The organism is Paenibacillus sp. NPDC056933 (assembly GCF_042674385.1).
In the GTDB taxonomy this organism is placed as follows: domain Bacteria; phylum Bacillota; class Bacilli; order Paenibacillales; family Paenibacillaceae; genus Paenibacillus.
Genome location: NZ_JBHUQN010000001.1, coordinates 3,068,142 through 3,094,402 on the forward strand (window position 1 = coordinate 3,068,142; position 26,261 = coordinate 3,094,402).

The 26,261-nt window shown below is 46.2% G+C and carries 25 protein-coding genes; 15 read left to right on the forward strand and 10 right to left on the reverse strand.

Annotation, left to right across the window (positions count from 1 at the left end; genetic code table 11):
* The first annotated feature begins 256 nt into the window (after nucleotides 1–256).
* Both ACFTRD_RS13580 and msrA read left to right on the forward strand, forming a co-directional pair.
* Complete coding sequence (locus tag ACFTRD_RS13580) at nucleotides 257–514, forward strand: GlsB/YeaQ/YmgE family stress response membrane protein (RefSeq protein WP_062324914.1); 258 nt, start codon at nucleotides 257–259, stop codon at nucleotides 512–514.
* Nucleotides 515–652: 138 nt separating this feature from the next.
* Nucleotides 653–1,168: a peptide-methionine (S)-S-oxide reductase MsrA gene (gene msrA / locus ACFTRD_RS13585; RefSeq protein ID WP_192270041.1), complete on the forward strand. Its 516-nt coding sequence runs from the start codon at nucleotides 653–655 to the stop codon at nucleotides 1,166–1,168.
* 143 nt (nucleotides 1,169–1,311) lie between these two features.
* Here the strand turns inward: msrA and ACFTRD_RS13590 are convergent, their stop codons facing one another.
* Both ACFTRD_RS13590 and ACFTRD_RS13595 read right to left on the reverse strand, forming a co-directional pair.
* Entirely contained in the window at nucleotides 1,312–2,178 is an 867-nt protein-coding gene (locus tag ACFTRD_RS13590; RefSeq protein ID WP_379380571.1) for a putative RNA methyltransferase, read from the reverse strand.
* A gap of 301 nt (nucleotides 2,179–2,479) precedes the next feature.
* Complete coding sequence (locus ACFTRD_RS13595; protein ID WP_379380573.1) at nucleotides 2,480–3,751, reverse strand: hypothetical protein; 1,272 nt, start codon at nucleotides 3,749–3,751, stop codon at nucleotides 2,480–2,482.
* A gap of 255 nt (nucleotides 3,752–4,006) precedes the next feature.
* Here ACFTRD_RS13595 and ACFTRD_RS13600 point away from each other — a divergent pair, with 255 nt between their 5' ends.
* From ACFTRD_RS13600 to ACFTRD_RS13615, 4 genes are all read left to right on the forward strand, one after another.
* Nucleotides 4,007–4,603 carry a restriction endonuclease gene (locus ACFTRD_RS13600; protein ID WP_379380575.1) on the forward strand — a complete coding sequence of 199 codons (597 nt, stop codon included), beginning with the start codon at nucleotides 4,007–4,009 and terminating at the stop codon, nucleotides 4,601–4,603.
* Between the two features lie 69 nt (nucleotides 4,604–4,672).
* Nucleotides 4,673–4,939: a hypothetical protein gene (locus ACFTRD_RS13605; protein ID WP_379380577.1), complete on the forward strand. Its 267-nt coding sequence runs from the start codon at nucleotides 4,673–4,675 to the stop codon at nucleotides 4,937–4,939.
* A gap of 144 nt (nucleotides 4,940–5,083) precedes the next feature.
* The gene (locus tag ACFTRD_RS13610; protein WP_379380579.1) at nucleotides 5,084–6,673 is read left to right on the forward strand and encodes a hypothetical protein; all 1,590 of its coding nucleotides are present in this window, start codon (nucleotides 5,084–5,086) and stop codon (nucleotides 6,671–6,673) included.
* 225 nt (nucleotides 6,674–6,898) lie between these two features.
* The gene (locus ACFTRD_RS13615) at nucleotides 6,899–8,146 is read left to right on the forward strand and encodes a DNA glycosylase AlkZ-like family protein (RefSeq protein WP_379380581.1); all 1,248 of its coding nucleotides are present in this window, start codon (nucleotides 6,899–6,901) and stop codon (nucleotides 8,144–8,146) included.
* A gap of 190 nt (nucleotides 8,147–8,336) precedes the next feature.
* Here the strand turns inward: ACFTRD_RS13615 and fabV are convergent, their stop codons facing one another.
* Complete coding sequence (fabV, locus tag ACFTRD_RS13620) at nucleotides 8,337–9,527, reverse strand: enoyl-ACP reductase FabV (RefSeq protein ID WP_379380583.1); 1,191 nt, start codon at nucleotides 9,525–9,527, stop codon at nucleotides 8,337–8,339.
* A 199-nt stretch (nucleotides 9,528–9,726) separates the two neighbouring features.
* Between fabV and ACFTRD_RS13625 the strand changes: the two genes are divergently transcribed.
* From ACFTRD_RS13625 to ACFTRD_RS13635, 3 genes are all read left to right on the forward strand, one after another.
* Nucleotides 9,727–11,007 carry an XRE family transcriptional regulator gene (locus tag ACFTRD_RS13625; protein WP_379380585.1) on the forward strand — a complete coding sequence of 427 codons (1,281 nt, stop codon included), beginning with the start codon at nucleotides 9,727–9,729 and terminating at the stop codon, nucleotides 11,005–11,007.
* Nucleotides 11,008–11,284: 277 nt separating this feature from the next.
* Nucleotides 11,285–11,701 (forward strand): hypothetical protein, encoded by a 417-nt coding sequence (locus tag ACFTRD_RS13630; RefSeq protein ID WP_379380587.1) that lies wholly within the window; start codon nucleotides 11,285–11,287, stop codon nucleotides 11,699–11,701.
* A gap of 86 nt (nucleotides 11,702–11,787) precedes the next feature.
* A complete protein-coding gene (locus tag ACFTRD_RS13635) occupies nucleotides 11,788–12,582 on the forward strand; it encodes a hypothetical protein (RefSeq protein ID WP_379381352.1) in 795 nt (264 codons plus the stop codon).
* Nucleotides 12,583–12,701: 119 nt separating this feature from the next.
* On the opposite strand, the gene ACFTRD_RS13640 is transcribed toward ACFTRD_RS13635, so the two are convergent.
* Together ACFTRD_RS13640 and ACFTRD_RS13645 are read right to left on the reverse strand one after the other, a co-directional pair.
* Nucleotides 12,702–13,517 carry a class I SAM-dependent methyltransferase gene (locus tag ACFTRD_RS13640; protein WP_379380589.1) on the reverse strand — a complete coding sequence of 272 codons (816 nt, stop codon included), beginning with the start codon at nucleotides 13,515–13,517 and terminating at the stop codon, nucleotides 12,702–12,704.
* A 73-nt stretch (nucleotides 13,518–13,590) separates the two neighbouring features.
* Entirely contained in the window at nucleotides 13,591–14,532 is a 942-nt protein-coding gene (locus ACFTRD_RS13645) for a helix-turn-helix transcriptional regulator (protein WP_379380591.1), read from the reverse strand.
* An 89-nt stretch (nucleotides 14,533–14,621) separates the two neighbouring features.
* Between ACFTRD_RS13645 and ACFTRD_RS13650 the strand changes: the two genes are divergently transcribed.
* The gene (locus ACFTRD_RS13650; RefSeq protein WP_379381354.1) at nucleotides 14,622–16,055 is read left to right on the forward strand and encodes a glycoside hydrolase family 1 protein; all 1,434 of its coding nucleotides are present in this window, start codon (nucleotides 14,622–14,624) and stop codon (nucleotides 16,053–16,055) included.
* Nucleotides 16,056–16,211: 156 nt separating this feature from the next.
* Here ACFTRD_RS13650 and ACFTRD_RS13655 read toward each other — a convergent pair whose 3' ends face one another.
* Nucleotides 16,212–16,877, reverse strand: coding sequence for a phosphatase PAP2 family protein (locus ACFTRD_RS13655; protein ID WP_379380593.1), 666 nt, complete (start codon nucleotides 16,875–16,877; stop codon nucleotides 16,212–16,214).
* 124 nt (nucleotides 16,878–17,001) lie between these two features.
* On the opposite strand from ACFTRD_RS13655, the gene ACFTRD_RS13660 reads away from it, so the two are divergent.
* Entirely contained in the window at nucleotides 17,002–17,577 is a 576-nt protein-coding gene (locus ACFTRD_RS13660; RefSeq protein ID WP_379380595.1) for an undecaprenyl-diphosphatase, read from the forward strand.
* 90 nt (nucleotides 17,578–17,667) lie between these two features.
* Here ACFTRD_RS13660 and ACFTRD_RS13665 read toward each other — a convergent pair whose 3' ends face one another.
* Both ACFTRD_RS13665 and ACFTRD_RS13670 read right to left on the reverse strand, forming a co-directional pair.
* Nucleotides 17,668–19,110 (reverse strand): HAMP domain-containing sensor histidine kinase, encoded by a 1,443-nt coding sequence (locus tag ACFTRD_RS13665; protein ID WP_379380597.1) that lies wholly within the window; start codon nucleotides 19,108–19,110, stop codon nucleotides 17,668–17,670.
* A complete protein-coding gene (locus ACFTRD_RS13670; RefSeq protein WP_379380599.1) occupies nucleotides 19,107–19,778 on the reverse strand; it encodes a response regulator transcription factor in 672 nt (223 codons plus the stop codon). Before ACFTRD_RS13670 ends, ACFTRD_RS13665 begins: the two co-directional genes overlap by 4 nt.
* 182 nt (nucleotides 19,779–19,960) lie before the next feature.
* Here ACFTRD_RS13670 and ACFTRD_RS13675 point away from each other — a divergent pair, with 182 nt between their 5' ends.
* Together ACFTRD_RS13675 and ACFTRD_RS13680 are read left to right on the forward strand one after the other, a co-directional pair.
* Nucleotides 19,961–20,833, forward strand: a complete 873-nt coding sequence (locus tag ACFTRD_RS13675) for a magnesium transporter (protein WP_379380601.1) — start codon at nucleotides 19,961–19,963, stop codon at nucleotides 20,831–20,833.
* 157 nt (nucleotides 20,834–20,990) lie between these two features.
* Nucleotides 20,991–21,557 (forward strand): hypothetical protein, encoded by a 567-nt coding sequence (locus ACFTRD_RS13680; protein ID WP_379380603.1) that lies wholly within the window; start codon nucleotides 20,991–20,993, stop codon nucleotides 21,555–21,557.
* A 148-nt stretch (nucleotides 21,558–21,705) separates the two neighbouring features.
* On the opposite strand, the gene ACFTRD_RS13685 is transcribed toward ACFTRD_RS13680, so the two are convergent.
* Together ACFTRD_RS13685 and ACFTRD_RS13690 are read right to left on the reverse strand one after the other, a co-directional pair.
* Nucleotides 21,706–22,482, reverse strand: coding sequence for an AraC family transcriptional regulator (locus tag ACFTRD_RS13685; protein ID WP_379380605.1), 777 nt, complete (start codon nucleotides 22,480–22,482; stop codon nucleotides 21,706–21,708).
* Between the two features lie 18 nt (nucleotides 22,483–22,500).
* Entirely contained in the window at nucleotides 22,501–23,082 is a 582-nt protein-coding gene (locus ACFTRD_RS13690; RefSeq protein ID WP_379380607.1) for a LysE family translocator, read from the reverse strand.
* Nucleotides 23,083–23,279: 197 nt separating this feature from the next.
* Here ACFTRD_RS13690 and ACFTRD_RS13695 point away from each other — a divergent pair, with 197 nt between their 5' ends.
* Together ACFTRD_RS13695 and ACFTRD_RS13700 are read left to right on the forward strand one after the other, a co-directional pair.
* Entirely contained in the window at nucleotides 23,280–24,287 is a 1,008-nt protein-coding gene (locus ACFTRD_RS13695; protein WP_379380609.1) for a substrate-binding domain-containing protein, read from the forward strand.
* A complete protein-coding gene (locus ACFTRD_RS13700; protein ID WP_379380611.1) occupies nucleotides 24,268–26,235 on the forward strand; it encodes a cache domain-containing sensor histidine kinase in 1,968 nt (655 codons plus the stop codon). The genes ACFTRD_RS13695 and ACFTRD_RS13700 overlap by 20 nt, the downstream gene beginning before the upstream one ends.
* Nucleotides 26,236–26,261: the final 26 nt, after the last annotated feature.

Below are 26,261 nucleotides of genomic sequence, written 5' to 3' on the forward strand. Positions count from 1 at the left end.
TCAAATGGGTATACTAAGGCTGTCTGATCCAACATACAATGACTTTCGGGAGGTACATATCGCAGTCCTGAACTGTGTAAGATGCCGGAAAGTGACGCGAACTGTTTTCAGTGGTTTGTTACATGTTGTATGACAGAGGAAAGAGCATATGAACAAAAGGTAATATACAACAATTTTCATGCCAATTGTTTAAATCCTTCTGTAGCGGTTAATAGTAGACAGACAACAACAAAAACTTTAATTAGAGGTGAATGATATGGGTTGGTTATGGTCATTAATTATCGGTGGTATCATTGGTTGGTTGGCAGGTTTAATCGTTGGTCGTGACATTCCAGGCGGTGTAATCGGGAACATCATCGCCGGATTTATCGGCGGTTGGTTAGGTGGAGTCGTTCTGGGAGACATGGGTCCGGAAATGGGCGGATTCCACATTGTACCGGCATTAATCGGTGCCATCGTATTGGTAGCGATTGTGAGCTTGATCTTCCGTTCGATGGGTCGTAGTCGCGGGTAACAAATTCAAGATCTCTTGAATTCAGTTATCAGCCATACAAGTTTTGATGAAGAGGTTGATTGAGAGCCATGATGATGGCTTTCAATCAACCTCTTGTTGTTTTATAATTTGTTTATATACACGAAGGGATGAGTGGGGATGGAAAAAGCAACATTTGCCGGGGGATGCTTCTGGTGTATGGTTACACCGTTTGAAGAGCAGCCAGGCATTCATGGTATTGTATCCGGCTATACTGGCGGTCATGTCGATCATCCAACATATGAGCAGGTCAAAACCGGGGAGACCGGTCATGTTGAGGTTGTTGAGATTACATTTGATCCTGAGGTATTCCCGTACGAAAGACTGCTGGAGCTGTACTGGCCTCAGATTGACCCGACCGATGACGGAGGGCAATTCCAGGACCGGGGTACTCAATATAGAACTGCTGTATTTGTGCATAACGAGCGTCAGCGTGAATTGGCTGAGCAGTCCAAACAGGAACTTGCAGCCAGTGGTCGATTCGTGCAGCCGATAGTCACCGAGATTCGGGACGCTGCTGTATTCTATCCAGCAGAAGACTACCATCAAGATTACCACAAAAAGAATCAGAAGCATTATAAAGAAGACCGTGCGTTATCCGGACGGGATGAATTCATTGAAGAAAACTGGAAATAATTGATTTCAGTACTTCAGTCAGGTGTCATCAGCTTGCATGGAAAAGCCGGGATTAGTTCCAACAGGAACTATCCCGGCTTTATTGGGTTGTTCAATGAACAGGAGATTGCTTAGGATGCTTGCAGCCTCAATGGCTACAGTTCTTATCTGCGTTTCCCCACAAGTATTTCTAAATCAATGGTGATCTGCGACAAGGACCTTTGAACGCTGGCTATGGCTGATTCTGTTCCATGCCAAGAGAGGGGTGTCATATGAATAATTGAATTCACCATAACTTCCGTTACGGGCAAGGTGTATGTCAGCGGAATGCTCTCTATAAAATGGTGATGGTTGCGAAAGCGGTCCAATACATATTCCCGGTTGTCTATATGGTGTTGTCGTTCCGGGAGCAAAAGCTCCCTGAGTTCCATTAGATATCGCTCACGGGGAATCACTTTGATGATCAAGCCATCAGGCTTCGTAATCCGTCCAAACTCTTCATAGTTCGAAGGGGAGAGGATATTCAGGATCACGTCCAGCTGCCCCTCTGCAAAGGGACTGTAAGCCAGATCACCGACAAACCAGACTTGCTGGTCGTAGGTAGAGGAAGCCATGGCAATCCCCTCTTTGGCAATGTCGATCCCCCAGCCTACTGCCGGAGTATTCTGTGTAATCTGCTCCAACAGGGTTCCTTCTCCTGCACCTGCATCCAGAATATGCAAGGGCTGACTGCTGTCAGTAGTATAATCTTCAATCCAATTGCGAATGAGTACAATCAGAGGCGTATAGATCGCAGATTGAGTTAAAATATTCCTTTTGGCCGTAAATAAACGTTTGTCATAGTTGCCCTTGAAAAAGCGTGTCATAAAATTGATATAGCCTTGTTTTGCCAAATCAAAGCTGTGTCTGGAACTGCATTGAATATTGTCCCGACTAATCATTGTCATTGTGCGATGACAGACGGGACACTTAAGCATATGGATATAGGCTTGAATAAGCGCAGCACTACGTTCTCTGCGATGGATTGACATGGAATAGCACCCCATTCATTCAGAACTGGATAACTGAAGAAAAGGGCATAACAAATAAACCTCTATCGTACATTTTTTAAAAAAAGAGGTTGATGTTATGCCCGCAGTTATCTGTACCGAATGAATTGAATAATCATGGGAGGGTTACGCTCCTTTTGCCAATTAAGAGTAGGGTGAAAAAGTTAACGATACTATTATAACAGTTTGCGCAGAGAGGATAAAAGAGAGGGGACTGCACTTTTTGTGAAATAAAAAAGCGCCCTGTCCAACCGTTAGTCGGTCAACCAGAGCGCTCTATTTTCTATTTAGCTGAGTTTGTCTTCAATACATACTTGGATAATACATCGTTATTGATTTGATAGATGATATGATCATTGTACGTTGAATATCCATCGAGCAATCCAGGAGAGGAAGCAAATACATATTCATGTTCGGTGTCCAATGTCTGCGGATCAAGGATATAACCTGCCTTGGCAAAATTCAGTTTGTAATTTTCATCCTGTGTACGCTCAACAACCATCAACGCTTCCTGCTGATCTTTGAACGTTCGCTCTGTGACTTTGCCCTTCATGGTGTACAGCTCCAGCTTCTGACCTGTAAACACGGTATATCCGTTGCCAGCGGTTTGAACATAGGCATCACCGGCAATGGCACGGCCCCAGGCCATCTTGCCATCGGTGCCAAAGCCCATCAGTTTGTTGCCAGTGTTCGCGAAATTCGCACGCATGATCACGGAGCCATCATCCAGAATGGCCAGTGATTCACCGCCGCCGTCTCCCAGGGTGTTGGCATTACCTGGGAACTGATAGAAAGAAAGACGATTCAGCGTGCGATCATAGATCTCCACTTTGGGATTTGCTGCTGCTTGCCAGAAGTTGCCGACTTTGGTTTGTTTGCTGGCGTCTACGACGATTCGATTGCTGCCTGCTTTGAGCACAGCGCCGTTAATGGACTTTTCCGTGATCAGTTTGCCCTTTTTGTCATATAGCGAGATAGCCGAACGCACGGAACCATTCGATTGTACACCTGCGCTTGAGGCAACCAGTAATGTATCATTATCCAGCAGGTAGATGGAAGATGAATTATTTAGGGTCTTGACCCAGTTGGTTTTGCCGGATGTATTATACGAATATACTTTCTTGGTTCCATCGGAATATTCCATATATACATAGGCTGTGCCGTTGCTGGAATAGAGGGAGTTGGAGTACGTCGTATAAGGGCCGCTTTTCTCATGGAAAATAACGTTCCACTTCAATTGTCCTGTCGTGGCATCCAGTGCCTGGAGCGAATCCAGCTGCCAATCCAGCTTGGTATTGCTGCTTGTTTTGATCACGGGCTGTGAAGAATGAACGTACACCAGGTTTTTGGACGGCACAGCATTCAATTCCTTGATGATGACGTCTTTCTCCGTATTCACTTCAGTGAGTGCGAGTGAAGATGAGGTCCATGCAGCCTTGGGCAGTGGGGCATTTGACTCTGCTGCGTAGCTTGGTGTATGCAGGCTGAAGAGGAGCGTGCCGCTGAGAATGAGGGCAGCCCATGTTTTGGACTTTCGTTTGTTGGATGTATGCAAGTTACAAACCACCTTTCTTCGATTCAAAATAGAACCGATTGTTGAATTCTACCATTTCATGCATATGTAATTCAACCTGAGTGTCTGTAACCTTTTATCATTAGAATATATGATTATTGTTGTTTTGCGAATTTTAACGGTTACAGGGAATTCATCTTCTTCCTGTTGTGAGAGAAGTCTGCTATATTTAGTCCGGTGACATTGGCTAATCAGGTAAGAGCCTGACAGATTAGAGGAACGACAAGGAGAACAGACATGAACTGGAATGAAAATGTGACCACTGTGGGTATAGGCGTGATTGTCCTTTTACTGCTCATCGCTTGGATCATTCGCCGTGTGATTCACCGAGGGCAACGTATACGAAGTGAAGCGAATCCGCGTAAGATTACGATTAAGGATATTGATAGAATGCAGGATGGATCGGAGTTTGAACTGTATCTGTATCACTTATTCCAACAGCTCGGTTATGACGAAGTACATAAGACGACAAGCAGCCGGGATTTTGGCGCGGATCTTGTATTTGTGGATAGAGCAGGCAGACGTAATGTCATTCAGGCCAAGCGTTACGGAGCAAATCATCCGGTAGGGCTAAGCGCAGTGCAGGAAATCTACACGTCCATGCGCTATTATGAGGCAGATCGATCCATCGTGCTCACTTCAGCCAGATATACGGAAGCATGCCGGACGCTGGCGGCGGTCAACGGGGTGAAGCTGCTGGATCGGGAAGATTTAGTAGACCTGATCATGTTGTTTAAGTCCAGAAGAATGGAAGAGGCACTGGAACTGATCGAGGAAGATGACCATGAACCTGTGGAAACGTGGCAATCGAGGCGAAAAAGGGTTCCACGTTAATCACCTTCACTTGTCTGGCTGCACATGATATATTGAGTGCATACCAATCAAGGGAGTGTGTTCATTACAATGGCACGTACACAAACGCAAAAAGCATTGCGCAAAGCAGAACGGTCAGGACAATGGTGCCCTGAGCAAAGTCGAAGAGTAAACGGAGATTATGGAGCGTTATCCCAGCATGTTCGACTCATGCCCACGAAACAGGAAAAATTGCAAAAGGTCAAACACAAGAAGCGGACCCAGGATGGTGGTGCTTCTTTTTATTTTGTCTATAATGTGTGGAGTTTGTGTAAGCATCACGTACCCAAAAGCGTTTCCTTCGGTTGGAATGAGTGACCTCCAAACATATTTCAAATAAAAATTTTATTGGCTGGGGTATTTTTAAATCTTTTTGTCGAAAATTGGAATAAATTATAGTATTATGTAATAATATCGCCCCTAATATTTTAGGGAAAGATTATTAGGAAATGAGGTATACATATGATAAAAAGAGAAGGTAATTATGTTTTACATCCAGATTCAAAAGAGGGGGTAGGGGAATTTTTTAAAATAAAAGAGTTCATTGATGAATATGCAATGAATTTTTCGGTTTTTAAGCTCTCTAGAAAAGAGGCATTAAAAGAAGTTTTAATTATACATTCAGAGTTTGTATTTATGCACAATCAAGGAAGAGTAAGGGCATTACCCGATATAAAAATGGATTTTAGGAATAATGAAGTATTAATACAAGAATCTTTAAAATGGGCTATTAAATTAATATATAAGTTTTGTGAAGAAAAGCCTAAAAAAAATAATTTGATTAAACCAACAAGAAAAGAAATAATCGAATTTATAATTTACTGTTATAAACTTGACTTGTTCTATAACTTGTTTAATTCTGCTGGAAAAGGACAATACCATATTAAGTTATTAGATAATAGAATATCCTTTCATTCATCTTCAGAGAATAATGGTTTTTTGGCATATAATTCTTGGAGACAGGCTTATAGAGAAAGAAAACAAATAAATGATATTAATAGCGTTGATAGGAAAGCTATACAAGAAGTTCATATGAGTGATTTTCATATGCCTGAAGAATGGGATCTGGGAGCCTATACTTTAGCAGAATTTAAAGAAGTTAGTAAACAAATCGATAAATTGTGCACTGCCTGGTTTATAAATCATCTTAGAGAAAATAAATATGTAGTTGTTGGAAAGTATAGAGCCGATGGATTAGTGAAAATAAACCATAAAAATTGGTGGGTCAACCAATTGGTTGATTTAACCGGATTTTCAACTAAAGTGATTGAAAGTATTGTGGATGACTTGACTTATGTGGATACAAATAACAGCGACCCTTGTTACCAGTTTTTTATTCAATTGAAAAATAATGAGTTAGCTTTACCAGCTGGGTTTGTTGCATCATTTGTTAGACCAGAAAGGAATCTAATTGCATATCTTCCTAAAAAAGATCAGAAGTTATTTAGCCGTCTTTCTAACGATTGTGAAGATCAACAAATTCAATATATCAAGAAGAAATTAAAAAATAGTGGAATAATAGTGATAAGTAAAAAGACAAAGGCTCAAGATAAAAGAGAAGGCATGGATTTAATGCTTTTAGATCCTAAGAGTTTGGATTTATTGATAATAGAACTTAAATGGAGAATACCTCCTGCAAGTGCCAGAGAAATGTATGGTACTGATGAAGCGATAAATAAAGGAATCAAACAGATAAAAAAAGCAGAAGAATGGGTTGAAAAGAATTTAAATTCGATTCTTAAAGAATACTTAGGGGAGGATTACTCTAAAACTGTTCCTAAGCGTATTTCATACTGTGTTGTCATCAATGAAAATATTGGTGCAGGAAGCGGTTGTGAATTACTTGATCCTATTATCACAGTAGATCATTTGTTAGAGCTGTTAGAGCATGGTCTTGGTCATACAATTAATTGTTTAGACACAAGGGAACACCGTATCCCTCAAAAATATATTAAAATGAAACCTTTAAGTTTTAATATTTCTAATTTTAAATTCGAATTCTCAGGGACTGAGCTGCTAGGAGAATGGTTAGATAAAGTTCTTGAAAAATAATTTAATTACTAAGTAAAGATAGTTTGAAAACCATGTTAACGAGTTGAGGGTGTATGAGGTAATAAAACAACCCTGTTTATTGTAAAAGTTTATGTGTCACAGTCATCAGTCAGAGTTGAATCCTCTCCACCCTTGGCTGTTAAAATCAATATATCTGTTGAATTTGAATTTGAATTGCTGCCGCTATATTTCCTCATATCTTAATTGAAGGGAAGAACCCTACATATGACCACAGTGCTGCGCATGAATAAAAGAATCGTTCGGCGTTTTTTGCTGCAAACGCAATCTTTATTGGCACGTTGGCCTGCCGCTACCTTGCCCTCGGGACCCGAACAGGTCATGCAGCTGATCCGCTCCCTTGGCTGCGTTCAGATTGATCCAGTCGCAGCCGTAACCGGAAATCAACATTTGGTGCTGGGCGCTCGTGATCCGGGCTATACCTCCGAGTATTTACATACCTTGCTGAGTAATCATCAAGTGTTCGAATATTTTGCCAATGCCGCATGTGTTATTCCAATTGAAGACTATGCTTTGTTCGAACCTGTGCGTGCCCGATTACGGGCGCGTCTGGCTCCCTCTTTGCAAGGGCTGGAGAAGACAGTGCAGCATGTGCTGAAGCGTTTGGAAGAGGAGGGGCCGTTACCCTCAAGAGCCTTTCGTGCCGTCGAACGGGTAAGTGGATATTGGGACAGTCCCGACGTACCGAAAACAAAGGACACCACACTCGCGTTGAACTTGCTGTTGGATTCGGCTGCCATTCGTGTTGTGGCAAGGCAGGGGAATGAACGTTATTTTCACATTACGGAATCCGGATTGATGGAGCAGGGCCAATCCATGACAGCGGAGATCGATCTTCTGACTCAAAGGCAGGCTCTGATGGACAAGTACATTCACGCATATCGGGTCGTGGACGTTCGGGATCCACGCTTGGGCTGGGTGAGATCCACGGCTGCTGAACGTCGGAATGAGATGGCTGCACGTGTCGCAGATGGTCGCATGATCCCGCTGGAGGTAGAGGACGTTGCGACGCCTTATTACATCCGTGCAGAAGATGAAGGTTTGTTGCTTGAGATGAAAAGGGAAGAACCGCATTTTGATCCATCAGGTCCGGTACGATTCCTGCCCCCGCTGGACAACCTGCTGTGGAGACGGGAACGGATTGTGGATTTATTTGATTTCCATTACAAGTGGGAAATTTACACACCAGAGGTGAAACGCACCTACGGATATTACGCGATGCCCATTCTTCACGGAGATCGGCTGATTGGACGCATGGACCCGCGACTGGATCGCAAAACGGGCGTGCTGACGGTTCGATTGTTATCTATGGAAGAGACCGCTCCGCCTGTGGAGGAATGGATCGCGGATTTTCGGGAGGGGCTCCAATTCTTTGCAACGATGCATGGAGCGCGTTCCATTACGGTAGAGAAGACAGTCCCAAAAGGGCTGAAAAAGCTGCTCAAGTCGATCTGATTCAAGGAGTGGTGAACAAGAAGGCGGGACGAAAAGAAAAGAAAAGAAAAGAAGAGAAAAGAAGAGTGTACACCCGTCCTGTAAAATGAACCTAAAAAGGGAGCCATGTCGGCTCCCTCTAATTACTATTTCACCATGAAACGCAAACCTTGCTTTTTCTCCAGCCCACGTAGGTTAATATGCATTTCAATTAACGCAAGTGCGGTACTTCAACGTTTGGATCAACATCTGCTTCATAATCCACGCCGTCGGTCTCGAAACCAAACAGCTGGAAGAATTCACGGCGATAACCTTCCAGATCGGACAGGTCGTAGATGTTCTCTGTGGTCAGCTCGCTCCAGAGCTTCGCCACTTCTTCCTGAACGTCTGCTCTCATCTCCCAATCATCGATACGAATGCGCCCTGCTTCATCGGTTGGAACTTCTCCTCCCGTATACAGGCGTTCAGCAAACAAGCGTTGTAACTGCTCCACGCAGCCCTCGTGCAAGCCTTTTTCCTTCATGACTTTGTACAATGCAGAGATATACAGCGGCACTACAGGAATGGCAGAGCTCGATTGGGTTACCAGAGCTTTGGCTACGGTGAGGTAAGCACGTCCACCTGTTGCACTCAGGCGATCATTCAGCTTGTGTGCTGTCGCTTCGAGATGGTTTTTGGCCTGACCGATGGAACCATCACGATAGATGGCATGCGTAAGTTCAGGACCGATATAAGAAAAGGCAATGGTTGTTGCATTGTCGGCGAGTACACCACCTTGTTGCAAGGCATCCATCCACAGTTCCCAATCATCTCCGCCCATCACGGCCACGGTCTGTCGGATTTCTTCATCGGATGCCGGATCAATCGTAACGGACGTCACTTCTCCGGTATGGAAATTGACTGTTTTGTTCGTGTACGATTGCCCAATCGGTTTGAGCACTGAGTTGAATACTTCACCTGTGTTGGGGTCGGTACGGCGTGCGGAGGCTACGCTATAAACGACCAGGTCGACTTGACCGAGTTCACTGCGAATCAGTTCAACGGCCTTTTCTCTTGTTTCATTGGCAAAGGCATCACCTGTGATGCTGTACGATTTCAGTCCTGCTTCTTCCGCAGCTTTCTCAAATGCAGCGGAGTTGTACCAGCCTGCTGAAGCCGTACGTTTCTCTGTGGAGCTGCTTGGGCGGTAAATGCCGATGGTGTTGGCTCCGGCACCAAATGCGGATACGACGCGTGAAGCGAGTCCATATCCCGTAGAGGCCCCGATAACGAGTACGTTACGCGGTCCGTCCAGCTTTGGCTGGGATTTCACATAATCAATCTGTTCCTGTACTTGTGCAGCACAGCCTACAGGATGGGAAGTCGTACAAATAAAACCACGTGTTCTTGGTTTAATAATCATTCATTTGCATCCTTTCATAGTCAACTCTTGTCATCATTAATGGATCATATTCCTGTACATACCTCCTTATTGTAAAACAATTGCCTCCGAAACGGAAACCGTTTCGATGGATATGACCAGAAGACAGGTATTCCAGCTTCTCTTCCGGGATGATATTATATAGAAGATTCTAAGGATTGAAACGAAAGGAATACGAGCCATGCTGAAGGAACGGATTGAATTTCTGAGCAAAAGAAAGCAAATCTCCCGTAAAGACCTTGTAGAAGGTCTGGTCACGCAGGCTCACTTTGCCAATATTCTGGCGGATCGTTATCCACTCCCTGAAGACTTGGCTGCAGCTATTGCTGAGCGGCTGGGCGTTAAACCAGCCTATTTGATGAATGCTTCAGCGCAGGACGAAGAAACATTGGAGCGGGCTGAAGCCATATTTGAACAAATGTCAGTTCCGGCCTCCGCTATATCCGAAGATATCGTGCACGGGCTGGAGGATCGGGATGATTCGCTGACTGTAGAGCTGACCACGGCCTTGATGAAGGCGGTCTATTATCAGCAATTAAATGATGCAGCAGCTTATGAATATATACATACATCCTATTTGAATTTTTATCTGGAGAAATACGGCCGTCCTGACGATGTTGATCTGCCGCGTCCGTTAGCGAAGGCGTTATTATATTACAAAGTGCAATACTATCGTTCCAAGCTTGCCTATGTGGATGTGTTAACGCACGCAACGAGGCTCAGTGAATTGGCCCTTCCTGGTAGTGAATTCTGGCTGTCTGTGCAAAATATCAAGATGGAAGCCTACATTCAAGTCAAACAGTACGAAGATGCCAAGCAGGTGTTCGATCTCACCATGAGACATGTCTATGATCAGCGGCTTTTCCATCGGTTGTCCGGGTTATATGTGGCGTACAGCGGATATTGCTTTGCGATGGGACTTGTGCAGGAGGCACTCTCGGCATTGACGATGGCGGAGGCGAATCTGGTGTATGCCGGGAATCAGGGAGATCTGGTCACAGCTATTGCGAACAATCGAATAGTCATGCTGACCATGACGGGGGAACTGGATCAGGCACAGTCGGAGATCGAGCGATTCGAATCCCTGTTGCAGCAGGAACCGGAAGAAACCCAGCAGGCTATGAAGCCGTTAGTCAGTGTGTATCGGTGTGAAGTGGCACTGGCACGAAAGAATTGGGGTGTACTTGCGCAGAGTGTGGATCAACTGTTGAAATGTGCAATGACCCAGGATCAGCAGATGAGCGTAACGTTCTACCAGAGCCATCTGGCTCTAGCGCATGGAGATCGCGAGGTGTTTATGGAGCGTGCACTTGCATGTCTGCCTTACTTTGAGTCCGTACAGCATTTCATGCGGCTTGAACCGTTATATGAGGGAATGGCCGTGGTGTCCGAGGATCAGCGTAAATATAAGGAAGCTGCCATGTATTATCGGAAGCTGGTTTATCTGTTACGCAAAAAATAAATGGAAAATCAGCTTGAAAAGGCCATTTTCAGGGTGGGTTTTGTACGTCAACAACGGATCTGCCACAAAATATAGTTGCTGATCCTTCATTCAAGAGCCGTGTAGCGGCTCTTTTTTTGCGGAATTAACTCCAATGTATACAAAAGAGACGATCATTCTGTGTTTCATTTGCCGAATTTTTCGTTTCTTTTGTATGCGGCCAGAAGGGTATTCAAGGACAAGCCCTCGTGATTATAATTTAACTATAACCAACAATAAAACAAATGAGGTGTTCACAATGGGATGGTTTGGTAAAAAGAACAAGCAGGAAGATGCGATTGCCAAGGCGGATAAAATGATGAATAAAGGACTCACCGGCATGATGATGAAAGGTTTTGTATCGAAGGAACATCGGGAGGCCATCAATCAGAGTCTGGATTCAGCGAAGCAGGCGCAACTGGCAGCAAGTGGTGCTCTTCCATTAACTGCAACTGCCACGGTACTCACGATTACGGATACAGGTAAATTGATCAATTTTGATCCGATTGTTGTGCTTGTTCTGGATGTGAAAGAGACGAACGGCAATCAGTATCAGCGAACACTGGAGACTCTGGTGTCCAAGATGCAGATTCCACGAGTGGGAGATCGGGTGGGATTGGGCCAAAATCCAGCGAATCCCTCTGAGCTGATCTATATGGGACTGTTATCCGTCTAGAAGATGCTCGGGTTACGAGAGGGTAGTCTACTATTTCAATAATGCAATTAACAACGAATAAAAGAGAGATAGAGAGGGTGGGGGATATGGTAGGATTCCTGAGATTCATTGGCGTATTGACTGTATTTGGGGTAGGGTTCTCCCCGTTTCTGGCACAGCAGCTGTGGAATGATCCTTTTATCATTATGCAGGCATGGTGGTATACACCGGCAATTTTTGCCGGATTTGGGCTGATCTTTATCCCCTCCATTTTGGGTAATATCTTTGGCGTAGGACGGGTGAAATCAGGTTTACCAGCGGTTGGTGTCATTAAGAGCGTCCAGCAGACGGGAACGTATATTAATGAGCAGCCGGAAGTTCGATTGGCTCTGACCGTTTCCCGCAAAGGGCGGGAGAAATACGATACCGAGTTAAGAACCATTATACCGTTGACGTCTATGGCTCAGTTCCAGCCGGGCAGCTTCATTCCGTTAGTCGTCTCCGTCAAGGATGAGCGCAAGGTAGGGCTGGATCTGAAAGGGCGACTGTCACAGGGAGATATGCAGCAATTGCTGGATGAGAAGATGATGCAGCAAGGTGTGGCCCCCGAGATGGTGGAGATTGCCCGAACGGGCGAAAAAGCGATGGCCAAAATTCTCGATGTTACCCCGCTTGGAAACGGAGGCCATAATAAAATCAAACTTCAGCTCCAGCTCAGTATCACGAAGTCAAATGGAGAAACCTTTAATGTGACGACACAAAAAGAGATCTTACCGTCTGCGCTGCCTCAAGTGCAGCAGGGTCATATCATTAACGTGATCTATTCGAAGCATGACCCATCCAAATTGGTGCTGGCATTGAATGTACAGGAGGGACAATTAAGCGATCTGTTCTCCTCTTGATCCAATCTGTAATAAAGAAACCTGTACCATCACGATTCAAGTGACGGTGCAGGTTTCTTTTGTGAGTTTCTTCTTTGTGTTTTGTTTTTGGGGCAAATTTTGATGAGCTTAGCTTGAGGTCAGACGATGCCAAGTCGCATCCGATAAGAGAACAAAACTTCTCTGGATTCACCGGAAAATATGCGGGTAGCCAAATGTCTGAACTCGTCTGCTGCCGCGAGCAGATCAGTGGCTCCAAGCTTAACCGCCGTTTGCAATCCTCCTTGACTAAGGGCCAGATTGACGTATCGGTCTGCATCGAATGTTTCCCGGTGATGAAACACAATTTCACGCGAATAACGGAATAAGCCGGATTGCTGAATCTGCTGCAAATGTCCGTCTTTACTCCATTTATGTGCCTGATTTTCCTGAGGGGCCAGACTGGCTGCTCGATGATCGGCTTCGGTATTCAGCTGTAGATACGCTTGCTCCAGTTGCCAATCCAGCACAGGGGGCCAGTCACAGTCGTAAGCGGCAAAAATGCCTCCCGGACGAAGTACACGCGCGAACTCGCGTAGTGTGGACTCGGGTTCCATCCAGTGGAACGACTGTGAGCAGGTTACGATATCCACACTGCCATCGGGCAGTCCCAGTTCATGAGACAGCCCGGACACAAAGCGAAGATGGTCCGGCTTGCCTGCCGCCTCCCATTTGGACTCCGCAACAGCTCTCATGTCGTCGCTCGGTTCCACACCAATAACTCGTTCTGCCTGATCCAGCCAAATCCACGAGGATAAACCGGTACCACAGCCAACATCTGCGACCATGCGAGGTTTGCTGCCCAAATAATTCGTCAGAATATCCACGACTTCGGTGGGCGCAGCAGGCCGGTTCTGGTCATACAGCGTACCGAAACCTTTGAATCGTTCCACATTGTTACGTCTAATGTCTTGCATGGACAAACCTCCTTCAGGAAATGGACGGATATGAAACCAAAAGATTCAACAAGATGATCATAGTTTCATTATATCATTCATTTTCCAGCTCGTTGTTAACGACCTGTTGCAAATGTTCTACCGCTTTGATATGTCGTCTGAGCAGTTCCTGTCCAATGTGTGGAGGCTTGACTACGGTCAGGTCCGATCCGAACGACATCAGGAAGGAGTACAGCCATTCTCCCTCATTCAGTTCAAGGGCAACGCGCAGCCTGCCATCGGGCTCTTTTTCAATGCGTGACGGTTCAAAAAAATCATATACTCTATACGCAATAGAGCTTGAGAACAATAGTTCCAGAGGAATTTGATGGATAGAGGCGTGAGCCTCATTTTCAGTTGAACCGATGTTCACGTTGTTCCTGGAAACCCTCGGAAGAAATTCCAGTTGGGTAATGCGTTTCATTTTGAACGTCTGAAATTCGTTTCGGTTAGGCTCATCGTGGATGTATCCCTTGAAATACCAAGTACTGTTCTTGAACAAAAGTTTGAGCGGTTCCACGGTTGGAACACTCTTCTCTCCATCCGAATTGACATAGTGAAACGTTATCCATTGATTTGTGAAGATCGCCTGCTTGACCTGATTAAACAGTTCTCTCTCCTGCAGCGGAATGCTGCCCCATGGTGAAAAATCAAACTCGATCCAATCCAGCTTGTGGTCAAACAGAGCAGTCAGTCGTTTCAGCATATGCGCACTGTTGAGGTGAGGGATGGCGCTGACACTATAGAGTCCCAGCAGAATTTCATTCTGATCATCCTCAGACAACAGGGATTTGTCCATCACAAAGTTGTCCATCAGATGGATGCCGCCATGCTTTCCGGTTGTTGTGTATACGGGAATACCCGCCGCACTCAGTCTGTCGATATCACGGTAGACCGTACGCACGGATATCTCGAACAAACGCGCAAGTTCCGGGGCGGTAGCTTTCTTTTTCTCCAATAGCAGCAATAACATTCTGAATAATCGGTTATTTTCCATGGTAATATTATACCATGACAATAGGTGTCAGGGTATGGATGGTACACTGAATGTACAGTGTTACGAAGATCATGAAGGAGGAATGGATGATGTCGATGAAAGACGGATTTTTCTGGGGTGGCGCAACGGCTGCCAATCAGTTTGAAGGTGGATGGGACAAGGGTGGTAAAGGCCCAAGCACTGCCGATATGATGACAGGTGGAACTCACACAACACCACGACGGATTACACCAGTACTGGAAGAGGGCACATATTATCCGAGCCACGAAGCGGTTGATTTTTACGGTCATTACAAAGAGGATATTGCCCTGATGGCCGAAATGGGCTTCAAAATGTTTCGCATGTCGATCAACTGGTCCAGAATCTACCCGAACGGTTACGATCTGGAGCCGAACGAAGAGGGATTGCAGTTCTATGACAACGTCTTTGCCGAGTTGAAAAAGTACAACATTGAACCGCTCGTAACCATTTCACATTACGAGACACCTTTCGGTCTGACCGAGAAATATAACGGCTGGGCTTCCCGCGAAGTCATCGATTGCTATATCCGGTATTGTACAACCCTCTTCAACCGATACAAAGACCAGGTAAAATACTGGCTGACCTTCAATGAGATCAACTGTCTGACGATGCCACTGGGGTCTTATATGGCTGCAGGAATCCTCTTTGAAGGCAAGCAAACGTTGACGGACGGCATCGATGATCCGCAGACCCGCTTCCAGGCGCTGCATCACCAATTTGTTGCAAGTGCAAAAGCGGTGAAGCTGGGACATGAAATCAATCCTGACTTCCAAATCGGCTGTATGGTCGCTTTCATGACAACCTATCCGAATACATGCAACCCGGACGATATTTTGCTCGCCCAGAAGAAGGACCAGCTGTCCAACATGATCTGTGGAGACGTACAGGTTCGTGGAGCATACCCTGGATTCGCCAAACGTTTCTTCGCCGAAGAAGGCATCCAGATCGAGATGCAGCCGGAAGATGCACAGACTCTGCGTGAAGGCTGCGTAGACTTCTATTCCTTCAGCTATTACATGTCTTTGGTCGAGAGTGCGGATGAGTCGTTGGATAGAGCAGAGGGAAATCTGCTGGGCGGCATCAAGAATCCGTATCTGGAAGCATCCGATTGGGGCTGGCAGATCGATCCGAAAGGATTGCGTTACACACTGAACCACCTGTATGACCGTTACCAGATTCCATTGATGGTTGTGGAGAACGGATTGGGTGCAGTGGATGTGGTGGAGGAAGATGGCTCCATTCAGGATGATTATCGTATTGATTATTTGAGAGGTCATATTGAACAAATGAAAGAAGCCGTTGCCGATGGTGTAGAACTTATCGCTTACACGATGTGGGGATGTATCGACCTCGTCAGCGCATCCACGGGTGAGATGAAGAAGCGTTACGGCTTCATTCATGTGAACAAAGACAATGACGGCAATGGTGATCTGAGCAGAACACCGAAGAAGAGTTTCTACTGGTACAAAAAAGTCATTGAATCCAATGGCGAGGAACTCTAAGCTGCCACTGTAAAATGGTTTCATAATTACGTAAAGAACCTCACTGGAGCAGGACGCCGTGAGGTTCTTTTGTATTCGACAAGGGTGTAATCAAGGATGTGCGCTGGCGGATTAGCGCACATCCTTCTGAAAAGTGCTTGTGAAAAAAGACAAGGTCTAGGCCAGCTTCCTGGACTGTAGCAGGGAGATTCGTTCCAAATAGCGCTGGTAGAACCATATGCATATGGCAAGCCAGCATCCACTTAAAAAGTAACCTCCGACTACATCACTGGGATAATGCACGCCCAGATAAATACGGCTCATGCCAATGGTCAGGATGAAAGCTGCACTCACAATGATCATGAATACGCGCCCGGCTGCTGTAGGTATATGCTTCCAGATCAGAAAAGCCAGTCCCCCGTACAAGCTGAACGCTGCCATGGAGTGTCCGCTGGGGAAGCTGTATCCGGTTACTTCAATGATACGGTGAATGGTTGGACGCGCACGATGAAACATGAGCTTCAGCAAGGTGTTCAGTATCGCTGAACCTGCGATGACACAGCCCAGAAATAGAAGTTCCCGTCGGTGCTTCAAAAAGACATACAACACGATCATTGAAATGATTGTAATACCGATGACGGGCAAGCCGCTGCCAATCCAGGTAAAGAACTCCATCCACCGGGTCATGCTGGGAGATTCCATGCCCTGAATCCACGCAATCAGAGAATCGTCAAATTGATGGATCTGGTTATCGCTGATGGACAGGGCAATGATTGCAAATACAGCAAGGCTTAGTGCTGCGGCGAGCAGTGGGATGGAAATGGTCTTTTTCAAATATTTCATCAGAAGTTATGTTCCTCCAGGTGTCTTTTTTCTTATCGTTCTCTAATCTCCCCTTAAAGCTGTTCCCAGAAAAGAGGGTTATGATCAAATGCAGGTTCTTTAAATTGGGAAAAGGGGATTGCCTATGTCTTTCATATTAATAGATTACCAGCTTTTTCACTGGATTAACCTGCAGTCGGCACAGCTCACATACTTGAATGGCATCATGATATTCTTTGCGAAATTTGCGATTTTTATGTTCCCGGTAGGAATATTTGCTTATGGGGTATCAAAGAGTCGTAGAAACCTCCTGATGGCACTGCAAGCCATTCTGGCAGCATGTGCCGGTACCGCCGCCAGTTTTATTATAGGTCACTTGCTGTACAGAGATCGCCCATTTGTGACTCATTCGGTCATTCAATTAATCAGCCATAGTGCGGATGCTTCCTTTCCAAGTGATCATGCAACGGTTGCATTTGCATGTGCCACTGCCTTTTGGCTGGGTCACGTCCGGTACCGATGGGGTTGGGTTTTCGTTGCCGCTTGTATTGCATTTGCCCGAGTATGGTCTGGCGTACACTATCCTTCGGATGTAGCTGCCGGCGCGCTCCTTGGTGTGGGAAGTGCGTGGGGAGTCAGACAGATCTTCATCCGGTTGAAACTTCCAGCGCTTGTCATCCGTTCACAGGCCAAAGCATCCCATTCAAAAAAAAGCAAATAAAATACTGTTCATCCGAAGCTTCAGATCAGCTGTTTCAGAATCGGGATTCCATGCTGCAGTGGTGGAAAAGAGGGCTGTTTTGCAGCCCTCTTATGCATGACCGGGTTCGGTTTGCCGCCTTTCAGAAGGCGGGTATGCGGGAAGCAGAATGGTCACGGTAGTTCCTTCATCTTCCTGGCTATCGATGAGTATCTTTCCGTTGTACCGTTTGACGAGACGTTCCGCAATGGCGAGTCCCAGGCCGGTACCGCCTTGTTCACGGCTGCGGGCTTTATCGACACGGTAGAAACGATCAAAAACAAAAGGCAAGTCTTCTCTTGGAATCCCCATGCCTTTATCGGCAACCTGAATACAGACATCGTTGTCACGTCGCGTTCCGCAGACCTGAATCTCTTTGGTCAGCGGTGAATATTTAACGGCATTATCAACCAAAATCCGCAGAATCTGCTCCAGATGTTGAGGAAGGATCTCCACTTCAATACCGGATAGGTGCTCCAGATCAATGTCAAAGGCAGCGGCCGGGTGCAACTGCACAACGTTGGTGAGCGCATGCTGGACAGTCTGGCGAAGATCGACCGCAGCGTCTACTGCAATGTGCCCGGACTCGGATTGGCTGAGCATTAACAGTTCATTCACAATGGTTTTCAACCGTTTAAGTTCCTGGGCCGAGACATCCAGGGACTCATTCAAGACGTCCGGGTCATGCTTGCCCCAACGGTTCAACAGGGAAATGTGTCCTTCAATGATGGCAACGGGTGTACGCAACTCATGCGAAGCATCTTCGACAAACTGCTTTTGTTGCTGAAACGAAAGCTCCAGTTCATCCATCAGGCGGTTGAACATCCGGGCGAGATTGGACAGTTCATCATGTTGATCGGGCACATCGACGCGCTCATGAAGTCCTTTCTGCTGGATCTGGATCATCGTTGCATTCATAGTCATAATGGGCTTGACGAATTGGCGTGATAACAGAAATGCGCCCAGAATGCTTAATCCCACAGCTGCAATTCCCCCGGCAAACATCACCAGCAATAGCATATCGCTTAATTTATCCGTAGTTTCCAGGTTAGTCACGATTTCAATCGTCCCGCTAAACTTCGTGGTCATGAGTGGGGACCTCATAATAAGCAGGTGATCTTCGTAATGCCATGCAGTAATCAAAATGCGTTTTTGCACCGTTTGCGGCTCAATCCACTGTTCAGGAAGGCGGTCGGTCACTTCAAGCAGCGCAGTTCCTTTCTGGTCCAGAATGCGGATCATCTGATTCTCCTGATTTAACTTGGTAATCAAAGAACGGTTATCTGCGATTTGTGCTGCTGACACTTCTTTCTCTTGCAGGTAACTTTCGATCTCATTCATGCTTTTCTCAATGTTTTGCTTTTCCTGAACAATGAGCCATTCGTTGATGACAAGGTATTGGACAATGTTATACACAATAAACAGCGCGCCCAGCAAGAGCGAAATCCAGATCGTCAGTTTCCAGCGAATAGACCAATGGGCACGGGGAAGATATTTTCGAATCCAGCGAATCATTTCTGAATCCCGTAACCCAAACCGCGTATCGTCTGAACAAAGCTGGGGGAGCCCGGAGCATCGATTTTACTGCGCAAATAACTGATATACACATCCACTACATTCGTCTCTACGTCAGCATCGTATCCCCACACCAGATCAAGCAGCATTTCCCGGGTCATGACACGGCCGATATTTTGCATGAGGATCACTAACAGGTCAAATTCGCGTCTCGTTAATTCAACAGCCTCTCCGTATTTCTGAAAAGTGCGCCCCTCCAGATCCAGCTGCAATCCTTGATGTATTAGTAAAGAATTTTCGCTGACCGTGTTGGAACGACGAAATAAGGATCTCATCCGTGCCAGCAATTCTTCAATTGCAAAAGGCTTCGGAATATAATCATCGGCTCCACTGTCAAGCCCCATGACCCGATCCATAACACCATCCCGTGCCGTAATCATGATGATTGGCGTTTGTTTTATGTTGCGTATTCTTCGGCACACTTCTACGCCATTAATGCCGGGCAACATGAGATCGAGCAGGATCAGATCCCACTCCTTTTCGAGTGCCAGTTCAAGTCCGTTTCTTCCATCGTAGGCTACACTTACCGTGTAGGCTTCATGCTGTAGTTCCAGTTCTATAAAGCGAGCCAGGTTTTTCTCATCTTCAATCAGCAATATGTTTTTCATTAGAATCGGTCCATTCCTTTAATTTGGAGGCAGCCAGATCGAGCTTACAGGTTAAGCTTACCAAGTCCAGTGTACAACATTCAAATTGGAAAAGATTAAAAAATGTAATGCGGTTTTCTTATCAAATTTTAATGAAGAAGGTTTAGACTGAGCTTTAACTCCAGTACAAGAGAGAAGTGATCATGATGAGCCGGCCGAATCGGGTTCAATCCATTAGTTCAACTACATATGCTAAAACACCTAATAACGAGATCAAATCTGAGCCAGCCAAAATCACGCCAAAAGTACTGCCTAAAAAGAAATCATCGGGGATGGGGTGGCTTGTTGCCCTGATCTGCATTGGCGCTGCCGGAGCATCCGCATTTTTTCTGGTTCCGTCTGTCAAGGACGCCGTACTGCATGCCGTGGAGAACGTGACTGGAGTTCATGCAACACCGACTGTTGCATCTGCCAATCCAGTCAGTCAAGCTCAGGCATCATCCATGGCTTCGTTGAAAGCACAGAAATCCGTTCAGCCACAGGCCACAGCTTCCACAACTTCGGTGGTTCCGGCTGTACAGTCAACGGTTCATATGGCTGCAGCGAAGGACGTTGCCAAGACTTATGCCGGTATGCCTGCAAACAAGGCTGCTGCTGCACTCGCACAATTGACCGATCTGGAGATCGTGTATGCCATGACCGAAATGTCCCCAGAACAAAGGGCGCTGATTTGGAGTAAAATGGACCCGGACCGGGTTGCCAGCCTTTCGATGCAAATGAAGCCTCGCTCTGTAGTTACGGATCATGATCTTGCGCTTATTCAGCGTAAAATCAACAAGCAGAATAGCAACATAGCTAACCAATCGGTCAAGGAACTGGTTCAAACCTTCTCCAAAATGTCTTCTCCAAGTGCAGCCCTGCTGATCCAAAAATTGTTCCAGGCCGACTCTGCCAAAACGATAGACGTACTGAAGAAGATGGATGTGAATACACGAGCGAGTATTTTAACGGTGATGTCCAGCAATTCGGTTATGATGGATACGGCGAAACAAATTTCCCAGTCTTTTCTGAAATAATAAAAGGCAGCTGGATCACAAACCAAGTGATAGCTCGAAAAAAATCCCCATTATGGGGATTATCATTATGTTATAATAATTTATAATTATGGAATTTGGAGGAATTTAGCAATTTACATATCATGGCATGTTCAATTCAGGAAGAAGGAGAACGGAAATGAAACGTTTAGTCTTGATAACGTTGGTTCTGTTAGTCATTTCAACTGGATTCACGGGATTTTGGGAAGTGAAAGCTTATGCTTGCAGTTGTGTCGATTCGAACGCCCAAGAGAAACTGAAGACGTACACATCGGTTTTTACGGGTAAAGTGGTGAAAAAGGGGGGGACGCAAATATTCAGCCCTGACCGATTGAGAGCATATACCTTTGAGGTGGACACCGCATGGAAGGGCGTTTCTTCCAAACGAATGATTATCATGGGAAATGATGCGGGCTCAGAATCTTGCGGGATTCAATTTGAAAAGAATCAATCCTATCTGATCTTTGCCTACCAGGATGAAAAGGGAAGTAAGCTGCATACGAATCTTTGTAGTGGAAATGTTTCCCTTGATCAAGCTGGAGACGCGTTAAAGCTGTTAGGAACAGGAAAAGTAGTGAGTCAGAATGATTTTGGAGAAACCATTCATGGACAAAGCTGGTCGTTGTATCTCATGATATATGGTGGACTTATTTTATTGCTTGTATTGGTCATGGGCTGGATCTGGAGAAGAAAGAGACGTACATGAACGTACATGATAGAAGGTCTAATGGAGGAGACACATCATTACGGCAAAAGAAAGAAAAAAATCAAATCCCCGCATGGAACGTAGAGGTATACTCGCGTTTGCATGCGGGGATTTTCTGCATAAGGTGGGATCAGTCGTACCGATTCAATTAGTTGAGTTGCAGCATATATTCATAAGCCGTGATACCGAATACCCGTTTAAAGTGTCTGTTCAGATGGGTCAGATCTACAAATCCACATTCGGCTACAGCAGAGTAGATATCCTTGTGTGTTTCGATGGATTGCCGGGCACGTTCCACCTTGCAGTTCAGGAAAAATTGGTAAGGAGATATGCCGGCTTGTGATTTGAACTCACGGATAAACTGAAACTTGGACATGTTGAATTCCGCACTCAGATCGTCCAGTTTCAGCACATCTTCGATGCTGGAAAACATCATTTCTTTGGCTTTTCGGACCAGACTATCCTGAGGTCGCCAAAGCTTGGTGTCCATTTCAGATTGGGAGAGCAATTGGATCAAGTCGAAGAGCAGTTCACTGCACTTTGCTTCGTCCTGACTGCTCTGAACAGCATTGTTCAGCAGCAGAATGCTTCGAGCGAGCTGGGGATCATAAACGATAGGGGTGGAAAAGCGCAATTCCTTCTTCCCCAGAATCTCTTCGACCAACTCCGGCTTGAGATACAGCATCACATAATCTATGCCAGCCTTGTCATAGGAGCTTCCATCATGGGACTGTTCGCGGTTGAACAGCATCACGCCATTTCTATGGGAGGCCTGATAATGTCCGTCCAGATGGTATTGCTGAATGCCGCGCAGGGTTACCCCAACCGCATATTCTTCATGGCAATGCTTTTTATAGGTAAAATCCGTAAAGCTGGCGGATAGAGCCAGTACATCTTGTGTTTTTTTATAGTTGAACAATTCCACGCTATACACCTCCAAGCGCTAGATGATTCCTGACACCATAATGGCTGAGTATAGCAAAAAGAGGGCCATAAGGATACTCAGTACTTTTTGATGACGATTCAGCAATGTTCTGAATACTGCCCCAAATACGACCCAGCTGGAATAGGCCAGAAATCCAATTACAGTAATCAGCATGACAAACAGAAATGATGATAACGAGCTATCGTAATAAGGCAATACATAACTGGGAATGACGGTGAACGTGAACAGGACTACTTTCGGATTCACAAATTGCATAATTAAACCGTTCAGAAAACCGGTAATGTGCTTTGCTTCTGTCTCGGTGGAACCCATTTTATAGACTTGATAGGCCAAGTATATCATATACATACTACCGACCAGTTGCATTACACGAAGAATGCCGGGCAGTACTCCAGCAAGAAGATGATTGAGAAATGCTGAAGCGGTAAGCAGCAGACCAAATGCAAGTGTGGCGCCCCCAACGTATGGCATGGTTTTTCGCGGGCCTACCTTCTGAGTGGAAGATAGAATGACGATATTGCTGGGTCCAGGTGTAAAGGTAACGACAATGCAATAGATCAAAAAGGATGTGAAATTCATAATGCCTCCCAGTGTGTTTGTTGCTTGATCATACTGCGGGATTGCATAGGCTTATAGTACATTATTGCAGCAGGTAGGTCCTTGGGTAGGGACAGAAGGATATCACTGGAAGATGAAGAGTGGTTTCTTTTTTTTATGATTGCGTTTACAATTTAATCGAAATGCAAGCCGACAGATTATTGGAGGAAGTGAACGGAATGAAAAAAATGCTGCTGGTTTATATTTTGCTAATCTCGGCATTTGCATTGTATGTGCTTCGGTTCGAATACTCCAGCCAGGTGAATGGCTCCTGGGAAGACAGGGGACTGCGCGGGGATATTGGCGAAACGTACATGATGATCACATTCCAGTCCGGGCTGGAATATTGGAAGAGCCCGCTGAAAGGCTTCGAGGACGCAGGAGATGCGCTTGGCGTAACCGTGGAGTATCGCGGTGCTACCCGGTACGATGCAAAGGAACAGACAACGGTGATCGAACAGGCCATTGCACGCAAACCAGCGGGAATTGCCATCTCTGCGATCGATCCGCAATCACTGATTCCCGCAATTAACAAGGCCATCGACGCGGACATTCCCGTCGTATTGTTTGATGCGGATGCACCCGCAAGCCGGGCATATTCTTTTCTCGGAACGGACAATTACAAGGCGGGTGTAACGGCTGCTGACAAAATGGCCGAGCTGATGGCCCGCGAAGGGGAAGTCGCCGTGCTGACTCTGCCTGGACAGCAGAATCATGAGGAGCGCGCCAAGGGCTTCCGCGATACGATTGAGCAGCGTTATCCATCCATGAAGGTGGTGGAAGTTGCGGATGGACACGGAGATGCGATGGTATCAAGGGACGAGACGCTTAGACTGATGAAGGCACACCCGAAGCTGGCGGGTATTTTTGTGACCGAGGCGACCGGAGGAGCAGGTGCGGGTGAAGCTGTCCAGAATTCCAAGGTTGGACGTTCGCTCAAAATTATATCTTTTGATACAAACAAGGCCACGCTGGATATGATCAAGGGCGGCACGATTTCGGCTACAATTGCGCAGGGAACCTGGAATATGGGGTACTGGTCGCTTCAATATTTATTCCATCTGCATCATCAGCTAACCGTACCTGCCCCATCCACTTCAGGTGAGAATGCACCGCTGCCGGTAACGGTGGATACCGGAATCTCTGTGGTGACAAGCGCGAATGTAGATGATTATTATGCCAAATAAACCCAATCGGCAGGGGAGCAGCCGGAGCAGGGAAGCGATCCGCAACAGGATGAAGAAGAGCCTGCACCGTTTGCGCTTGCGTAATATGCCGCTCCGTTATCAGCTGATGCTGCTCTTTTTGTTATTTGCAATCGTGCCTTCTGTAGGACTGGGGTTGTTGGTGAACTGGACCGTAGAGCGGATTGTGGAGCGACAGGTTGAGGGACATACGATGCAGCTCATCGGCAAAGTAAATGAAGCGCTTGACAGCAAGATGGAGAACCTGCAAAACATGACGTATCTGATTGCATTTGATCCCGACATTATCGCTTTTATGAAAGGAAAAACGGCGTCGGATAACGATACTGGCACGGGCACTATTACATCGGAAAGGGAACCAAATGTAACGGATCAGGATCAGCTGTATGGAATCAAGCAAACTTTGCAGGGGTTCACGACGTTGTATCCTGAGATTGCCGGAATCGTTCTTGCTAATGGAAGCGGTGACTATATCAGCAATGAAATGTACCCCCGCGCGAAGCAAAGTCTAACCCGGGAGGACTGGTACAAAAGGGCTTCGGCGAATCCTGGCATTTTTACAGTGCTGGGTCAGCCAAGGGAGCGAAATATTACGACACATGTACGGTATAAGGATAATGAAATCGTATCGGTTGCGCGCTCCATAACAGATGAAGTGTCAGGTCGTGTACTGGGTGTCATTATGATTGACCTCAAGCTGCGATCTGTCTCTCAGGCAGCCAGAAATGTAACCCTGGGAAAATCGGGCTATGTGATGGTGACGGATGCAGAAGGACGGAGCGTCTATATGCCGGAGCATCCGCTGGTTGAACAGATTCCTGCAGACTGGTTCAAGTCTGGTGACAGCGGGACATTTAACGCCGAAGCTGATGGGAAGGAGCTGTTATTTCTGTATCAATCCTCCACGTTCACGGGATGGAGAACCGTAGGGGTGTTTCCCGCCCGGGAATCCATAACGGAGGTACGCCAAATTCAGTTTTATGTGGTCAGTTTTGTATTCGTGGTTTGTTTGTTCGGTCTGAGCACTTCCCTGTGGTTTTCGCGCTCCATTGCGCAGCCGATCTTCCGGCTGATGTCTTACATGCGCAGGGCCGAAACGGGAAATCTCATGTCGGGCCGCTGGAGCGACCGTGCTGATGAGATCGGTATGCTGGGCAGAAGTTTTAACCGCATGCTGGCACAGATCCGGCAACTCATATCCCTTAATGAATTAAAGGAGCGGCAGAAGCGGGAGGCAGAGATGCGCAGTTTGCAGGAGCATATCAAACCTCATTTTTTATACAATACGCTGGATACGATCCATTGGATGGCTCGCAAGGAAGGCGCGGATGATGTATCCGAGATGGTTGGCGCCCTGTCCCGGCTTTTTCGCATCGGTCTCAGCAAAGGGAATGACTTCCTTACACTACACGCCGAGCTTGAACATATTACCAGTTATTTGAAAATCCAACAGACCCGGTACCGTGATCGTTTGCAGTATGAATTAATTGTTCCCGATGATATACGGGAGTTGTTTGTGCTCAAACTGTTGCTCCAGCCTCTTGTAGAAAACGCGATCTATCATGGGATCAAGGGCAGGCGAGGGCCTGGCAAGATTCGGGTCGAGGCCAAAATAGAACAGGGCAAACTGCTGCTGTTGATTCAGGACGATGGAGCAGGCATGTCCAGGGAGCGGTTGGCAGAAATGGAACAGCTTCTGGCAGCCCCTATGGAAAGTTTGGAATCGGCGTCGCTGTCCGGAAAAGCGGGAAAAAGCTACGGAATGTTGAATGTACAGGCCCGTCTTCGCCTGACGTTCGGCGAAGAATACGGTATTGTACTGGGCAGCAAGGAAGGAAATGGTACATGCGTGACGATCGTTCACCCGTTACTGCAAGAACTTCCGGCGGTGCAGTTATTGGACAGTAAAGCGAGGGAGGGGAGCGAATGAAACATTTTACAGCATCAACAACATGG

Excerpts from the sequence above, each read along its gene's own strand:
- ACFTRD_RS13680 (WP_379380603.1), top strand. The coding sequence starts at position 20,991 with ATGAAACGTTTAGTCTTGATAACGTTGGTTCTGTTAGTCATTTCAACT.
- fabV (WP_379380583.1), bottom strand. The coding sequence starts at position 9,527 with ATGATTATTAAACCAAGAACACGTGGTTTTATTTGTACGACTTCCCAT.
- ACFTRD_RS13630 (WP_379380587.1), top strand. The coding sequence starts at position 11,285 with ATGGGATGGTTTGGTAAAAAGAACAAGCAGGAAGATGCGATTGCCAAG.
- ACFTRD_RS13700 (WP_379380611.1), top strand. The coding sequence starts at position 24,268 with ATGATTATTATGCCAAATAAACCCAATCGGCAGGGGAGCAGCCGGAGC.
- ACFTRD_RS13640 (WP_379380589.1), bottom strand. The coding sequence starts at position 13,517 with ATGCAAGACATTAGACGTAACAATGTGGAACGATTCAAAGGTTTCGGT.
- ACFTRD_RS13610 (WP_379380579.1), top strand. The coding sequence starts at position 5,084 with ATGATAAAAAGAGAAGGTAATTATGTTTTACATCCAGATTCAAAAGAG.
- ACFTRD_RS13600 (WP_379380575.1), top strand. The coding sequence starts at position 4,007 with ATGAACTGGAATGAAAATGTGACCACTGTGGGTATAGGCGTGATTGTC.
- ACFTRD_RS13635 (WP_379381352.1), top strand. The coding sequence starts at position 11,788 with ATGGTAGGATTCCTGAGATTCATTGGCGTATTGACTGTATTTGGGGTA.
- ACFTRD_RS13605 (WP_379380577.1), top strand. The coding sequence starts at position 4,673 with ATGGCACGTACACAAACGCAAAAAGCATTGCGCAAAGCAGAACGGTCA.
- ACFTRD_RS13625 (WP_379380585.1), top strand. The coding sequence starts at position 9,727 with ATGCTGAAGGAACGGATTGAATTTCTGAGCAAAAGAAAGCAAATCTCC.
- ACFTRD_RS13580 (WP_062324914.1), top strand. The coding sequence starts at position 257 with ATGGGTTGGTTATGGTCATTAATTATCGGTGGTATCATTGGTTGGTTG.
- ACFTRD_RS13650 (WP_379381354.1), top strand. The coding sequence starts at position 14,622 with ATGTCGATGAAAGACGGATTTTTCTGGGGTGGCGCAACGGCTGCCAAT.
- ACFTRD_RS13675 (WP_379380601.1), top strand. The coding sequence starts at position 19,961 with ATGATGAGCCGGCCGAATCGGGTTCAATCCATTAGTTCAACTACATAT.
- ACFTRD_RS13615 (WP_379380581.1), top strand. The coding sequence starts at position 6,899 with ATGACCACAGTGCTGCGCATGAATAAAAGAATCGTTCGGCGTTTTTTG.
- ACFTRD_RS13645 (WP_379380591.1), bottom strand. The coding sequence starts at position 14,532 with ATGGAAAATAACCGATTATTCAGAATGTTATTGCTGCTATTGGAGAAA.
- ACFTRD_RS13670 (WP_379380599.1), bottom strand. The coding sequence starts at position 19,778 with ATGAAAAACATATTGCTGATTGAAGATGAGAAAAACCTGGCTCGCTTT.
- ACFTRD_RS13690 (WP_379380607.1), bottom strand. The coding sequence starts at position 23,082 with ATGAATTTCACATCCTTTTTGATCTATTGCATTGTCGTTACCTTTACA.
- msrA (WP_192270041.1), top strand. The coding sequence starts at position 653 with ATGGAAAAAGCAACATTTGCCGGGGGATGCTTCTGGTGTATGGTTACA.
- ACFTRD_RS13660 (WP_379380595.1), top strand. The coding sequence starts at position 17,002 with ATGTCTTTCATATTAATAGATTACCAGCTTTTTCACTGGATTAACCTG.
- ACFTRD_RS13695 (WP_379380609.1), top strand. The coding sequence starts at position 23,280 with ATGAAAAAAATGCTGCTGGTTTATATTTTGCTAATCTCGGCATTTGCA.
- ACFTRD_RS13665 (WP_379380597.1), bottom strand. The coding sequence starts at position 19,110 with ATGATTCGCTGGATTCGAAAATATCTTCCCCGTGCCCATTGGTCTATT.
- ACFTRD_RS13590 (WP_379380571.1), bottom strand. The coding sequence starts at position 2,178 with ATGTCAATCCATCGCAGAGAACGTAGTGCTGCGCTTATTCAAGCCTAT.
- ACFTRD_RS13655 (WP_379380593.1), bottom strand. The coding sequence starts at position 16,877 with ATGAAATATTTGAAAAAGACCATTTCCATCCCACTGCTCGCCGCAGCA.